This is a genomic window from Vibrio sp. MOR3, from assembly GCF_001557775.1.
GTDB classification, from domain to species: Bacteria; Pseudomonadota; Gammaproteobacteria; order Enterobacterales; family Vibrionaceae; genus Vibrio; species Vibrio jasicida.
In genome coordinates this window covers 1-13,960 of the sequence record NZ_LNRD01000023.1, presented here as the reverse complement: position 1 = coordinate 13,960, position 13,960 = coordinate 1, and the positions used below count along the sequence as shown (strand labels likewise).

The following is a 13,960-nucleotide window of genomic DNA, read 5'->3' as shown; positions in this document are numbered from 1 at the left end:
ACTTCGGTATTGCGTTGCTCACACCTTAACAGGGCGTTATGTACCAGAGTACCCCACGTTTAGTAGACACTTTATTAAGTTAGATCTAGGGTCTAATTGAGAGGTGATTTATGGCTAAACATCGTAATCCAGCGTACACCGAAGAGTTCCGTAAAGAAGCTGTTCGCTTGGCCAGTCTTCCTGGCCGAACGGCCGTCTCCGTTGCCAAGGAGTTGGGCATCAGTGCCCAGCAGATCCGGAACTGGAAGCGCCAGTTCACACGCCTATCTGATAAACAGTTTAACACTTTAGATGGTGTCGATTATTCGAAGAAAGAGTCCGAAGAACTTCGAGCGCTAAGGCGCGAGAACAAGCGACTCAAAGATGAAATGGAATTCCTAAAAAAGGTCTCGGCGTACTTCGCGAAGCAGCAAGAGTGAAGTACGAGTTCATTGAAAGCTATACCGGCGAGTACTCGATTAGCTTAATGTGTCGTACGTTAGAGGTGAGTCGAGGTGGATACTACAAGTGGTGTCATCATACGCCGAGTGAGCGTTCAAAGCGGCGAGAGCGCTTTGAACAGCTCGTCATGTATACCTTTGCCCAATATCGGGCACGTTACGGTTCAGTGCGAATAGCCGAAGAGCTAAACGAAGCAGGCTATGCCTGCTGCGTGAACTATGTGGCTGATATCATGAAAGAAAAAGGTATTAGGGCACGTAATGGCAGGGGCTTTAAATACAGCAAGGATGTGGCTGCGATGACGAATGTTGCTGACAATTTACTGCGTAGAGACTTTGTATCTGAGGCACCGAATCAGAAATGGGTCACGGACATCACGTATATCTGGGTGAAGAGCCGTTGGCTCTTCTTGGCGACAGTGATGGACCTGCATTCAAGGCGCATCGTAGGTTGGTCACTAGGGACAACAATGACCGTTGAGCTCATCACCAATGCCCTAAAAATGGCGTTTGAGTCACGTAAGCCGCCTAAGGGCGTCATTATCCACTCGGACCGTGGTGTACAATACAGAGCATATAAATATCAAGACTTCATGCGCAAGCATGGAGGTGTACCGAGTATGAGTCGGCAGGGTAACTGTTGGGATAATGCGGTGATGGAGTCGTTCTACAGTCGACTGAAAGTCGAACTGATATACGCAGAAGACTATCAAACAGTCGAAGAAGCCCGAATGGGCATCTTCGAATACATCGAGGTATTTTACAATCGCAGAAGAAGACACTCAGCGTTGGGGCATGTCAGCCCAGTTGAGTACGAAAGTATGTAGTTATGTACTGTCTACTTTTTGTGGGGTACACCAGTGAACAAAACTGAGATTGATGTCGAGTTTATGAAAATATAATGCTCGACAGTTTCTGATCTGGAACAAATACTATTTCAAATCATAAACTTGGAGCGTGAGCACTGTGAGGTTTGTTTTAGTTGCACTAACACTGAACCATTTCATTTACTTATATTTCGAGCACTTGATCGACGGTGTAATGAGTAATCCTAGCGAAGCAGGTCAAGCTCCTGGGTATGGAATGGTTTACTCATTGTTAATCTTTCCTTTCCAGCTTTTTCTGGAACTAGTATTTAGTGTCGCTTTGCTGTACCAAACTTTGATAGTTCGTCAATGGAAAGCGAGCACATGGTACTGGCCTCCTTTTTTATTAACGTTGCTTCTGATTCTAGATATTGGATACTGACTTTGCATGTTCACATAACAAATTGTTCAAGAGGGATTCGCAACGCGTGGCATTTTCACTATGCGTTGAATTTAGTGATTAAGGTGGTATGCGGTGGCTTCGGTATTGCGTTGCTCACCCCTTAACAAGGCGTTATAAGCACTGGCACAGCTCTAAGAATTCAAACGTTCATTCTTTAATCAAACTCTTAATTGGTATATATGCACAATGATGCGCATCTATGTTAAGGAGGTGTATATGCCAAAAATTTATGAGTACTTAGGGATAGTTCTATTTTTTTACAGCAATGAGCATGAGCCGATTCACATACATGGTAAGTTTCAAGGTAAAGAATCTAAGGCGGAAATTCACCTAAAGAATGGACGTATAACAAGAGTTGTAGTCAAAGATAAGGGGACTGGGTTAGAGTCTAAGAAGAAGCGAGAGTTTCAAGACTTTGTTCACTGTTATGCGGAAGATATAGTGGATAAGTGGGTAGACTACTTTGTAAAGAAGAAACATGTAAGTCCAATGATAATTACGAAGAAGGTTAAAAATGTCAGAGTTATCGGTGGTTAGAGCAACGCATCTTACTGGTCACATATTAGAAATCGAGTTTAGTGATAGTCATATTTCAATCGTGGACTTCGCACCATTTATTTTTGGTAATGGTCACCCAGACTATGATGTGTATAAAGACGTTTCTCACTTTTTGAAGTTTGACCTACTTGATGGGAATCTAAACTGGGGTGATTACACAATGATTTTTCCTATCGGTGATCTATACCAAAACAAATTGTAATAGTGCTTCTAACAAACTGTTTAAGAGTGATTCGCAACGCTTGGCATTTTTGCTATGCGTTGCGTTTAGCGTTTAAGATGGCATGCGGCGGCTCCAGTATTGCGTTGCTCACACCTTAACAGGGCGTTAGTTTGCAAGAGGAAAAACGCAGCTATATCGCAAGATCTAGTGGTAAAAGCTGAAAGTCTAAATAGCCATATCAGTGTTCAATTTCAGTGTTAACTTGCGTGGTGAAAATCCAAAATTGGCATCGTTTCAATGGTTGATTTGTTCTTTGGTGCGGCGAGTTATGGGTTAACCAAGCTGTACTTTTTTTTGCTGAAACTCTGCTCGTTGAGTTTGTTGGTGAAAAAGCCGATCTACTCGCTGAAATGACGCTTTCTCTGGTATGGAAAATTCAAGTGGTTTCAGTGACTTTGTTGAAAGTCCTCATTGTGAGATTGGTTTTCCAAAAGCGCTTTTTGGTGTTGTAAGTTCGTTTTCTGCGGCGTTGCTTGTTCCACGTGGTTTCATCGAGTAGCCGCTTTGAGACTACGCCTGGCTTAAGTGCATCGAAACACTTAAAGCTTATTGTTTGCAAAGTTTAAAATAACGTAAAATCAACGCGTTGGGTTTGCAAACTAACAAACTGCTCAAGAGGGATTCGCAACGCGTGGCATTTTTACTATGCGTTGAATTTAGTGATTAAGGTGGTATGCGGCGGCTTCGGTATTGCGTTGCTCACCCCTTAGCAGGGCGTTATGCCCTAAGAGGAGAAATAAGCAAAAGTGGAATACGTAGTTTATAAATTTCCTGATTATGCTGAACAAGTAATTGCTCTTCTGTTGGAGGGAAACTGGCTTGTTCATTCGTTTCCTTTAAGTGACGATGCGGATATTTTTAACCCATCTGCATACTTGTATAACGCAGACACTAGTGGGATAAAGTACACAATTCATTTGGATCTCAATATATATCAATACATATTGAATGCGTTCAAGAAAGAGAAGAAAAATTCCTTACATAGAAGTGCTATAGCTTTAGTGGTTTTTGCCAAGTTTACAAACGTTAAATTTGATCCAACAATCGCAATCTATGAAAAACTGAACTACAGAAATCAATGCCCAGATGAATTAATTGATGATTTAACTCTATTTCGTCAAATTGACAACGCAGAAATGGAAGCTTTAGCAGAATTTGCTTTAGGTTTTACCGACTCAATTGAACTTCCTGAGCCTGCGTATATAGACCGTTCTCAGTTGAAAACGAAACTTACAGAGTTTCGCAGATTAAAAAAATGGGACACTCTTTATGTTCTCGTGATGAAGCTAACGGAGTTGTACTTCTTTGAGGACAGGTTATCGAATGAAGATAAGTTGGAGGCATTTTGGCGTTGGTGTCATGAAGAGTTCTTGTTTTCATTAGTAGCGACTTGTCTAGCTATTAAGATGTTTGGTAAGCAGCCCATACCAAAGCTAATGAAATACGCACCAAAATACTCTGCTGAAAAAAACAAAAGGAACTTAGTCAATATGACTTGGGATTTGTTCTTGTTAGACAAATTCTTTGAAAACTGGGTGAGTAAACCACATGACCAAGAGTTTATCTATGCTAGTAATGACAAGCCATTACAGGAAGTTTTAAAAACAGCAATTAAGATACAAAAAGAGGGCGCAGTCGTTAGTTTAACGCAGGACTTGTCACCTTCATTAATCCCATCATTTACTGCTACGTTTGATCAAGTTGCATCAGAGCACGGACGACGCATTTCGTCTGTGAAAGACTTTCAATCGTTTCGTGATGGTATGATCATATACTATGAGAACGCGTTAGAAGTGCGGGCATAACAAAGCATTTAAGAGTGATTCGCAACGCTTGGCAGTTTCGCTTCGCTCAATTATAGCCAAGTGCCGCTCACACCTTAATGCGGCGTTATGTCTCTTCTCCGAGCTTTAACTCATTTACTTACAATAACAGGTGGAATATATTCTGCCGTTATGAAAGTAGTGACACTTGAGTATCTATTTTTTCGATACGGTCTTCATACTTTCTAGGTTAGGTTCTACTTGAAGTTTAAGCTAGAACTAGTGGCTGTTTGTAAGTTTTATTGAGTCAAAGTCTTATGGAAGTTCTTCTTCTACCAATCGCAATCATTGGTATTTATATCTTTTTAACTAGTGTTTATGCGAAGCCTGTTGGTGAGTCTGCAAAGAAAGTTGGGAAATCAGTTAAGAAAACGGCTGAATCAGGTACTCATAAAGTAGGTGATGGTGTTTTCAATGGCATAGCTAAAGTCAGCGAGGCTATTGAAACGGGTAAATTGAAAGCCCGAGAAAAAAGCGAAAGCTGATTTTTTGGCATAGAGACATAACAATCTGTTTAAGAGCGATTCGCAACGCTTGGCATTTTTGCTATGCGTTGCGTTTTGTGTTTAAGGTGATATGCGGGAGCATTGGTATTGCGTTGCTCACACCTTAACAGGGCGTTAAGCTGCTTGGAGGTAATATGTTGAGATTTGATCAAGGGAATGCTCGTTTTAACTTCCGAAGCGTTGCCGTAATAATTCATGATGAACATGTGTTGCTTCATCGAAATATTAATGACTCTTTTTGGGCGCTACCGGGTGGGCGAGTTGAGTTTTTTGAAAACTCTGATACGACTCTGAATAGAGAGCTGTTCGAAGAGTTAGGGGCAACCTCAGTTGTAAAGCGTCATATTTGGTACGTTGAGAACTTCTTTGAATACGCAGGAAAAAAGTATCACGAGGTCTCGAATTACTTTTTCGTCGAGCTGGATAAACCCGAGCAGTTTCCAATGGACGAGGTTTTCCGTGGTATCGAGTCTGAAGTCGATCTTGAGTTCAAATGGTACCCACTGAGTAAATTGCCGGAAGTCGTATTGAAACCGGACTTTTTACAAACCGGTCTGCTAGATATACCGTCAGAGACAAAGTACATCAAAGTCAACAACGCAGCTTAACAAATTGTTCAAGAGTGATTCGGCACGCGTGGCATTTTTACTATGCGTTAGTTTTAGTGGTTTAGGTGGTATGCGAAGGCTTGGGTATGCGTGCCTCACACCTTAACAAGGCGTTAGTACTGGTTTGACATCAAAGGTCATAAGTTTTGGTGTTTATCTGTTTTGGCGCTCGTCTTTACACCTTTCAGTTTGTACCTTTCACGTTCTTTCCGGTGGCACTATATGCGGAGTGTTCGCTTTGATTTCACCGTTTACGGTTTCTAACTCTTAGCCTATCTCTTTGGCGCTTCTTCATTTTCGTGGTGGCTTTTGAGATAACCTTGATCACTTTTGGTGTGGCTGTTGAAGTACGAGGAAAGAATCCTTTTCTAATTTGAAGCCAGTGAAAGTAGAGCAGCTCAGTGTGTTTTTCTTCTAGCTCACTTTTGTCTCTCAATGGCGGTAAAGTTTTGTAGCTGCCCGTCTCACTTCAGTGTTCAAAGCCTTTCATATCATGCCACTTTTCAATATCTTGGAGCGCATAAATAGAAGTAGCGCATGTACTAACAAATTGCTTAAGAGTGATTCGTAACGCGTGGCATTTTTGCTTTGCGGTGGCTTATGTGATTAAGGCGCTGTGCGGTAGCTTTTGTATTGCGTTACTCACACCTTAGCAAGGCGTTAAATTCTTGAGGGTTTATGAGAGCATTTCGAAATGTATCAAAAGAGTTGCAGGGTAGCCTAAAGTCACTTTATTCCGCCCTAGACAATAAAACGAATGAGAGCATTGAGGATTGGCAATGTGTTGCAATCACAGTGTTCGAACATTGGTTAACACGAGAAGAGTTTGAGCAATATTTTACTAATCGTTCGTTAGACCAACAAGCCGATATCGACCTACGTTGGCATTTGTTTCATCGTCTTTTAGCGGAGGACGTTTCGTGTTACCAGTACAAATATAGAACTGTTAGTCGGTTGATATTTAAGGAGCCAAGAAACAGCTCTTTGTTTGTCCGCCGTTTATCTAGGCTTTCGGTTACAGATGCTGATGCTTTGCACCTCGTAATTCCAGAATATCGGGCTGTTTTCGTACAAGGCTATGACGATACATGTTCTCTTTACTTTGAGTGTCGAGAGTCTGTAAAGCCTCTACTCCAAGAAATTAGAAAGTTGGGCATGTATACGTTAGAACGAATTTAACAAACTGTTTAAGAGTGATTCGCAACGCGTGGCATTTTTACTATGCGTTGGTTTTAGTGTTTAGGGTGGTATGCGGCGGCATTGGTATTGCGTTGCTCACACCTTAACAGGGCGTTATGTTCTCAGAGGACAAAATGGACATCGAAGTATTTAAAATGGCACTACCCCTCGTTGGTAGCTTTTTGGGTGCAGCATTAGGTGCTCACTTCACTTTGTCGCGGTCTAAGAAAGAAAAAATTTGGAATGAAAAGAGAGAACTCTATAGTAGAGTTATTATCGCTTTGGAAGACATTACGTATTGGGCTGAGCAAATTCGTTCTGAGCATTGTGGTGAATATACTAGTCGCCCAGATTCTAATTTCGATGAGTCTATCAGAGATATCCAAAAATTAGCGGTATCAGGTAGGTTAGTAATGAACGACGAGTTTTATATTCTTCTGGTCGCAGTAAATAACGCCTTACAAAGAGAAAATTTCAATGCACATGAAGCCGCTCAAGAAGCATTTGATAACCCTCAGTCAGATCACCTTTTTCGGCATGCAGTGAGGGTTCGTGACATTGCTCAAGAGCACTTACCAAAGCTCGTAGAGGCGGCAAGGAGTGACCTGCCAAAACGAACATAACAAAGCGTTTAAGACGGATTCCCAACGCTCGGCATTTTCGGCTTTCTTCATTTTAAGTGTTTATGTCACAATGGTTTAGGCAGGTGGTTGGCGTTGCTCACCACTTAACGCGGCGTTATGCGTAAATGGAGGAAACATGGAAAATCAGGGCAAGCTGTTCTTCTTCTGTGGCAAGATGGGAGCAGGGAAATCGACGAAATCTAAGGTTGTGGCTGCCGAAAATAATGCAGTCCTAATTTCAGAAGACGACTGGTTGTCAGCTCATTATCCTTCACAAATTCAAACGTTTGACGACTACATTAAACACTCTAATCTCATAAAGCCTTTCGTTAAAAACCATGTGCAGAGTTTGCTAAATGTAGGGGTTAACGTTGTCATGGATTTTCCAGCTAATACTGTCAATCAAAGAGCTTGGTTCGTATCACTGTGCGTTGAAGTAGGTAGTGAGCATGAGCTTTGGTATGTAGACCTAACAGATGAGCAATGTTTATCCCAAATTGCTAAGCGCCGAGTTGAGCAACCTGAAAGAGCGATGTTTGACACAGAAGCAGTATTTCATCATGTCACTCAGTATTTTGAAGCTCCGAAAGCGAGTGAAAATCTCAATCTGGTACGTGTGGGATAATACGCATAACAAAGCGTTTAAGAGGGATTCTCAACGCTTGGCATTTTCAGTTTGATTCAGCTTTAGTGTTTACGGCACAATGGGTTAGGCTAGGTGGTGGCGTTGTTCACCCCTTAACGCGGCGTTAGTACTGGTTTGACATCAAAGGTCATAAGTTTTGGTGTTTATCTGTTTTTGCGCTCGTCTTTACACCTTTCAGTTTGTACCTTTCACGTTCTTTCCGGTGGCACTATATGCGGAGTGTTCGCTTTGATTTCACCGTTTACGGTTTCTAACTCTTAGCCTATTTCTTTATTGCTTCTTCTTTTTCGTGGTTTTTACTAAATCAAAATTGTCTTTCTTTGGTGTTGCTGTCGAAGTGCGAGGAACGAATCCTTTTCTAATTTGAAGCCAGTGAAAGTAGAGCAGCTCAGTGTGTTTTTCTTCTAGCTCACTTTTGTCTCTCAATGGCGGTAAAGTTTTGTAGCTGCCCGTCTCACTTCAGTGTTCAAAGCCTTTCATATCATGCCACTTTTCAATATCTTGGAGCGCATAAATAGAAGTAGCGCATGTACTAACAAATTGCTTAAGAGTGATTCGTAACGCGTGGCATTTTTGCTTTGCGGTGGCTTATGTGATTAAGGCGCTGTGCGGTAGCTTTTGTATTGCGTTACTCACACCTTAGCAAGGCGTTAAGCGTTTCTCGAAATGGTCGTGATGATTAAGAGTGTAAATGCATAAAAATCTTCATTGTTTGAGAGGTTTCAGTATAGAATTCAGTTAACCCGATAACCGCTTTATTTCTCCGGTTATTGGTTGGCGAAATATAATTGATTTAGGTGCTTAAAGTGAATCTTAATGAAAAATCAAGGTTAGTATCTTTCCTACTTACGCTCTTCTTTGGTCCATTGGGGCTGTTTTACTCTTCAATAGCCGGAGCTCTCGTTCTATGCATTGTTGCTTTCTTTACTGCTGGGACAATCATTGTTCCTATTTTTTGCTGGCTGCTTGCGATGGGTATAGGTGATCATTGTGTTCACAAGCACAATCTAAATGTTCAGCAAATCAAAGATCTAATGGCAAAGTAAAAAACACTTAACAAATTGTTCAAGAGTGATTCGGCACGCATGGCATTTTCACCATGCGTTGCGTTCAGTGGTAAAGGTATCATGCAGGAATTTAGGCATTGCGCGCCTCACACCTTAACAAGGCGTTAGGCTTTTCAGGAAGGTTATATGGGTGTTCCCAAATTTGAGGGTTACTTTCCTTCGATTGAAGATATGGATAGCGATCAACGAGATTTCTATCGAAAGGTTGAAATATCTCTTTCAGCTGGTGACTACATAGATGTCGAAGGCAACATCGGATATGTATTTGTATATCTCTATAATTTAGTAGGAAAGTGGGACAGCGAGGGTTTTGAACAATTATCGGAATTCCTGACTCGCCTATCTGAGTTATACAAACATGAAAGCAAGTTGTCAGATTATTGTTTGTTCTGGGCGCATGATTGTTTGCTGGGGTTGGAACGTTACGAAGAGTATTTGAATATCACGGAGCCTAAGCAAGCATTTGGCACAAGTACTCACCATTCGAATCTCAGGTTAAATATATCTAGTTTTCTAGGTGAGGAACCTAACCACATTGATGTGCTTCTAATGGCGGGAGGTCGGAAAACTAAGTTCATTGAAAACAATGAAGCTCTATACCGAACTAAGGTTAAAGATGTTTTCGAAGACTATAGTACTAAACATGGTGGGTGGTTTGCGTTATTTCAGTCTTGGGGTGCTTCAGGTGGTGGCTACGAACATACACTTTTTAGTGGTGCCCCGTTGTGGGAAAAGCCATCTTTATCATTCAAGCTAAAAGCTTTCTATTCAGCATATGACAAGCTTTCTGTCATTAAACAGCTTTCAAAAGACGCAGAAAACTTAGCTCGTGAAGAAATGGGTGTGCCAAAAATTGGTGAGGGCTGGGTATCAGAAACACAGTTGTTTAAAAATTACAGCATGAATTCAGTTCTTCCTTAGTAATTCAGCATGGGCAGCCGACTTGGCTTGGTCGGCAACATTATGATATTTGGTTTCCTCACTGGAAAGTTGCAGTCGAGTATCATGGAAAACAACACTTTGAGCCCGTCGAATTCTTCGGTGGGGAGGAAGCTTTCCGAAAAACGGTTGAGCGTGATAAACGTAAAATTAGCCTTTCAAAAAGGCACGGGGTCAAGTTGTTCGTAGTTACTGAAGACGATGATATATCAGAATTGATTCACAAAATTCGTATACACATGTCCTCGAGGAAAGTTGGTGCTCCAAAAGCCTAACAAAGCATTTAAGAGTGATTCGCAACGCTTGGCAGTTTCGCTTCGCTCAAGTATAGCCAAGCGCCGCTCACACCTTAATGCGGCGTTATGTGCTTTCAAGATTCAAGGTAAGTGTGAGTCATCTGAATGGATTCTATCCAACACATTTTGTGACTATCGTTTAATCTCAGCGGACAAGGAAGCGTAATGACAATAGATGATACATTTTGGCTAGTAGCTAAGAGAAAGGGTTTTGTTCGGTTTGTAATTGAAACCGGCTTACCATTTAGTTTAATCATGTTTATTGCAACTGGAGTCATTTACGATCAATTTGGTGATGGTTTTCTAAATTTGAACGTATTGAAACATGTGGTTGTTTGGCTAGTCGGTGGCGTCTTTTTTGGTATTTACCAGTGGTATAACTTAAAAAGACGAGCGTCCGGACAGGTCTGACATAGGTAAACATGTACTTGGATGGTACGCACATAACAAAATGTTTAAGAGGGATTCGCAACGCGTGGCATTTTCACTATGCGTTGGTTTTAGTGATTAAGGTGGTATGCAGAAGCTTCGGTATTGCGTCGCTCACCCCTTAACATGGCGTTATATGCAAAAGGTGAAAATATCAATTTTATCAGTGGGGTATGCCTCTCAATGATTTAATAATCGTTTGTTTTAGTAATACGCGGGATTTAAAAATGTTTCCAATAAAGGAGGCGTTATGAAATCCACACACCTAGATGCTGAGCAGCGTTACTCGCAAGTTAGAATGAATACGATAAAAGCTGCTCAGATCAAACTTAATAAAACTAATGAATATAAAGACATTGAGCTGAAGAGCATTGATGGAAAGTCACTAAAGTTAGCTGGATGGTGGTCTAACTCTACAAAGCGTAAAGTTGACTGGGATTGGATTGAGGGTTACGCAGCTTTTAAGTTTAGATACCCAAAACGATTTGAACTCGCAATTTGGTCAAAAGGTGAACTTCTTAGTTTATCATTAGGTCGACCAACATATTATGGGAGCTCAATGAGGTTAGATTTTATTGAGGCAAATCCAGATATATCTGGCGCAAGAGTATTCCCCGCTACACTTTTTACTATGATTACATATGCAGAATTGCTGGGTGCAACAGAAGTGCGGGTAATGAAACCAATAAATGATGATGTTAAGAAGTACTATCAATCTTTTGGTTTAACATATGTTGTTAAGGGCGATTACTTATATATGAGGTTGTGATCATGAATGAAGATAAAAATAATGTAATACAACTTAAGAAACGTTCGCTCAAACAAAAAGCTAGCGAACGGTTTCTTGAGAGCATAGGTGATCAAGTAGAGCCAGAGGCATTGGCTTCAGGTGGTAAAATGGATGATGTTAGTTCTGAATGTGAGAGCAAAGATGACCAAGAAACAGAGTGAGCAGATTAAAAAATCAAAGGAAAGAAAAGTGAAGGAAGTGGACCCAAATAAAATGACTTCCCAACTAGCAATAGCACTCTATCGAGCCGCGAACCGATGCAAATTACCAGTCTAAAAATTTGCATATAACAAACTGTTTAAGAGTGATTCGCAACGCGTGGCATTTTTACTATGCGTTGGTTTTAGTGTTTAAGGTGGTATGCGGGAGCATCGGTATTGCGTTGCTCACACCTTAACAGGGCGTTATGTGAATTGAACCAGATAATGTAGAGATTAATATGAGAAAAACCCTATTAGGTGAATTGTTTGGTATTACTGTACGTCGACCAATTGAATTGGATGATATTGTTAAAATAGTTGAAATTATTCCAGAGGTAGCTATCGAGCAAGTGAATGTAGATGGTAAAACCTTTGATGATGCTATGAACAATATTATAAGTGAGGTCTTGAATTTTTCAGAGTGGCTTGAACCAGACGAATCTGAAATATTCTTAGAACTATTTGAAGGTGAGTGCTCTACTAGAATGACAAAATCAGTTGATAATGACTTTGAAATCATTGATCCATCAGAAACAAAGTGGAAGTTTTATATCAGATTTAAGGTATCTAAACCTCTTGGTATAGAGCAAGACTCGATATGTTTTCTTAACAAATATACTATTAAGCCAGATCGCGAGCAATCATTTAAAGATAGCGATATTCTAGTTTTAACAACCTCCGATAGTTGTCTCTATCGAGAAATTATTTCGGAGTCAAAAAAGGTTGAGCAAGCATTAATTTTATCTTTTGCAGAAATGGGTATAGGTATCGCTTACCCGAAAAACTTGGCTTCAGAAGCAATACTTGAAAAATTAAAAGGTGTATTTGAAGAAAAATTTTTCAGAGAAAATACAGATATTTATGAAACGTATTATGAAAGACCATTAATCTACTTTACTGATAAATTTGGTATTGAATTGTATCAAGAAGATTCTGCTCCATTGGATAGTAAAGCAACTGAAGAAAAATCCCCTACAAAAACTGATGACTTCGAAGAAGTATTTTCTGAAAATTATGATTTCTTGAAGAAATCATATATTACTGATCATGCCTTCAAAAAGGTTGATATCGCTACATCAATATTGACTACATCAATTTTTGAAGATTCTCTGATAAATAAGATTATACTCTCAATGACGGTTATTGAAGTTTTGTCAGATAAAGTGCCTAGAACAGATCAAGAATTACAGGTTTTAGATTACTTGATGAGTGCTATGGATAAGAATTCTGACATTGACGACGAAACTAAGGTTTCATTAGCTAATGCCTTGAATTCAATTAGGTTTCAATCGATTAGCAAAAGCTGTAAAACTTTAGTAAAAAATTTGCTTGGGGGCAAAGACGCAAAGCTATTTTATAAGCTTTATGATTATAGGTCTCAGTTGGTTCATGCTGGTACTTTGAAAAATGATCGTGATGAAATGTTCAAAATATATAGCGATTCTTTTGATCTCGCGAAAAGGTTATTAACAGCGTATCTGATGTGTTTAGATGAACAAGTTGAAATTTAGTCAATGCTTAGTTACGTACGCTATATTCACATAACAAACTGTTTAAGAGGGATTCTCAACGCGTGGCATTTCCACTATGCGTTGGTTTAAGTGATTAAAGTGGTTTGCAGTAGCTTCGGTATTGCGTTGCTCACCCCTTAACAGGGCGTTATATGCAAGGAATGGAGGTCAATTGAATTATCCTATTTTATACATATTTTCGGGTCTCCCAGCTTCAGGTAAATCGACACTTGCTAAGCTGTTAGCGACTAAAGCGGGTGCTACGTATGTTCGCATTGATACAGTAGAGCAAGGGCTTCGAGATCTTTGTAACTTCAAAGTTGAAGGTGAAGGGTATCGTTTAAGCTACCGTATAATCAGAGACAACTTAGAGCTTGGGATTAGCTGTATCTCAGACTCTTGTAATCCTATCGAGCTTACACGACGTGAGTGGCAGGAAGTCGCAGAAAGTGTGGGGGTTAAATTCATCAATATTGAAATTAGTTGCTCAGATAGCAGTGAACACGAACAAAGGGTTATCACTCGTAGAAGTGAAGTAACAAATCTAAAGTTACCTGACTGGAAACAAGTGCAGAACCGCCATTACGAAGCTTGGAAAGCCGATGTAATCAAAATAGACACGGCAGGCAAAAGTATTGAAATGGCTTTCGCAGAACTATCTGAAAAGCTGGGCGTGTGAAATTGCATATAACAAAGCATTTAAGAGTGATTCGCAACGCTTGGCGGTTTCGCTTCGCTCAAGTATAGCCAAGCGTCGCTCACACCTTAATGCGGCGTTAGGTGTCAGGAGGTCAAATTGTCAGAAAAAGTGATTTTTGCAGACTTTACAAATAATGATTTGGTTGAGTTTAAG

General features: G+C 40.3%; 15 protein-coding genes and 2 pseudogenes. All 17 read left to right on the top strand.

What is annotated here, in order from left to right; translation table 11 throughout:
* Positions 1-110 precede the first annotated feature (110 nt).
* Entirely contained in the window at positions 111-419 is a 309-nt protein-coding gene (locus ATB76_RS25175; protein ID WP_004413754.1) for a transposase, read from the top strand.
* Positions 416-1,267, top strand: a complete 852-nt coding sequence (locus tag ATB76_RS28335) for an IS3 family transposase (protein ID WP_061036283.1) — start codon at positions 416-418, stop codon at positions 1,265-1,267. The genes ATB76_RS25175 and ATB76_RS28335 overlap by 4 nt, the downstream gene beginning before the upstream one ends.
* Before the next feature lie 658 nt (positions 1,268-1,925).
* Complete coding sequence (locus ATB76_RS25160) at positions 1,926-2,246, top strand: DUF4160 domain-containing protein (RefSeq protein ID WP_025523864.1); 321 nt, start codon at positions 1,926-1,928, stop codon at positions 2,244-2,246.
* Entirely contained in the window at positions 2,224-2,469 is a 246-nt protein-coding gene (locus ATB76_RS25155) for a DUF2442 domain-containing protein (RefSeq protein ID WP_061036281.1), read from the top strand. The genes ATB76_RS25160 and ATB76_RS25155 overlap by 23 nt, the downstream gene beginning before the upstream one ends.
* Before the next feature lie 767 nt (positions 2,470-3,236).
* Entirely contained in the window at positions 3,237-4,295 is a 1,059-nt protein-coding gene (locus tag ATB76_RS25150) for a hypothetical protein (protein WP_061036280.1), read from the top strand.
* 275 nt (positions 4,296-4,570) lie between these two features.
* The gene (locus tag ATB76_RS25145; protein WP_061036279.1) at positions 4,571-4,798 is read left to right on the top strand and encodes a hypothetical protein; all 228 of its coding nucleotides are present in this window, start codon (positions 4,571-4,573) and stop codon (positions 4,796-4,798) included.
* A 155-nt stretch (positions 4,799-4,953) separates the two neighbouring features.
* Positions 4,954-5,427, top strand: coding sequence for an NUDIX hydrolase (locus ATB76_RS25140; RefSeq protein ID WP_061036278.1), 474 nt, complete (start codon positions 4,954-4,956; stop codon positions 5,425-5,427).
* A gap of 1,183 nt (positions 5,428-6,610) precedes the next feature.
* Positions 6,611-6,713, top strand: a pseudogene (locus ATB76_RS27635) (DUF3265 domain-containing protein).
* Positions 6,714-6,740: 27 nt separating this feature from the next.
* Positions 6,741-7,229, top strand: a complete 489-nt coding sequence (locus tag ATB76_RS25130) for a hypothetical protein (RefSeq protein WP_061036277.1) — start codon at positions 6,741-6,743, stop codon at positions 7,227-7,229.
* Positions 7,230-7,365: 136 nt separating this feature from the next.
* A complete protein-coding gene (locus ATB76_RS25125; protein ID WP_061036276.1) occupies positions 7,366-7,854 on the top strand; it encodes an ATP-binding protein in 489 nt (162 codons plus the stop codon).
* Between the two features lie 1,214 nt (positions 7,855-9,068).
* Positions 9,069-9,863: a hypothetical protein gene (locus ATB76_RS25115; protein ID WP_061036274.1), complete on the top strand. Its 795-nt coding sequence runs from the start codon at positions 9,069-9,071 to the stop codon at positions 9,861-9,863.
* A gap of 479 nt (positions 9,864-10,342) precedes the next feature.
* Positions 10,343-10,588: a hypothetical protein gene (locus ATB76_RS25105; protein ID WP_004739430.1), complete on the top strand. Its 246-nt coding sequence runs from the start codon at positions 10,343-10,345 to the stop codon at positions 10,586-10,588.
* Between the two features lie 268 nt (positions 10,589-10,856).
* Positions 10,857-11,375, top strand: coding sequence for a hypothetical protein (locus ATB76_RS25100; protein ID WP_009696804.1), 519 nt, complete (start codon positions 10,857-10,859; stop codon positions 11,373-11,375).
* A 2-nt stretch (positions 11,376-11,377) separates the two neighbouring features.
* A complete protein-coding gene (locus ATB76_RS25095; protein WP_009696803.1) occupies positions 11,378-11,557 on the top strand; it encodes a hypothetical protein in 180 nt (59 codons plus the stop codon).
* A gap of 133 nt (positions 11,558-11,690) precedes the next feature.
* A pseudogene (locus ATB76_RS27615) lies at positions 11,691-11,793 on the top strand (DUF3265 domain-containing protein).
* 42 nt (positions 11,794-11,835) lie between these two features.
* On the top strand, positions 11,836-13,107 hold the full coding sequence (locus ATB76_RS25090) for a hypothetical protein (RefSeq protein WP_061036272.1): 1,272 nt from the start codon (positions 11,836-11,838) through the stop codon (positions 13,105-13,107).
* Between the two features lie 172 nt (positions 13,108-13,279).
* Positions 13,280-13,786, top strand: coding sequence for an AAA family ATPase (locus ATB76_RS25085; RefSeq protein WP_061036271.1), 507 nt, complete (start codon positions 13,280-13,282; stop codon positions 13,784-13,786).
* The last annotated feature ends 174 nt before the right edge of the window (positions 13,787-13,960 follow it).

Excerpts from the sequence above, each read along its gene's own strand:
- ATB76_RS25175 (WP_004413754.1), top strand. The coding sequence starts at position 111 with ATGGCTAAACATCGTAATCCAGCGTACACCGAAGAGTTCCGTAAAGAA.
- ATB76_RS25125 (WP_061036276.1), top strand. The coding sequence starts at position 7,366 with ATGGAAAATCAGGGCAAGCTGTTCTTCTTCTGTGGCAAGATGGGAGCA.
- ATB76_RS25115 (WP_061036274.1), top strand. The coding sequence starts at position 9,069 with ATGGGTGTTCCCAAATTTGAGGGTTACTTTCCTTCGATTGAAGATATG.
- ATB76_RS25095 (WP_009696803.1), top strand. The coding sequence starts at position 11,378 with ATGAATGAAGATAAAAATAATGTAATACAACTTAAGAAACGTTCGCTC.
- ATB76_RS25155 (WP_061036281.1), top strand. The coding sequence starts at position 2,224 with ATGTCAGAGTTATCGGTGGTTAGAGCAACGCATCTTACTGGTCACATA.
- ATB76_RS25145 (WP_061036279.1), top strand. The coding sequence starts at position 4,571 with ATGGAAGTTCTTCTTCTACCAATCGCAATCATTGGTATTTATATCTTT.
- ATB76_RS25160 (WP_025523864.1), top strand. The coding sequence starts at position 1,926 with ATGCCAAAAATTTATGAGTACTTAGGGATAGTTCTATTTTTTTACAGC.
- ATB76_RS25105 (WP_004739430.1), top strand. The coding sequence starts at position 10,343 with ATGACAATAGATGATACATTTTGGCTAGTAGCTAAGAGAAAGGGTTTT.
- ATB76_RS25100 (WP_009696804.1), top strand. The coding sequence starts at position 10,857 with ATGAAATCCACACACCTAGATGCTGAGCAGCGTTACTCGCAAGTTAGA.
- ATB76_RS25140 (WP_061036278.1), top strand. The coding sequence starts at position 4,954 with ATGTTGAGATTTGATCAAGGGAATGCTCGTTTTAACTTCCGAAGCGTT.
- ATB76_RS25130 (WP_061036277.1), top strand. The coding sequence starts at position 6,741 with ATGGACATCGAAGTATTTAAAATGGCACTACCCCTCGTTGGTAGCTTT.
- ATB76_RS25090 (WP_061036272.1), top strand. The coding sequence starts at position 11,836 with ATGAGAAAAACCCTATTAGGTGAATTGTTTGGTATTACTGTACGTCGA.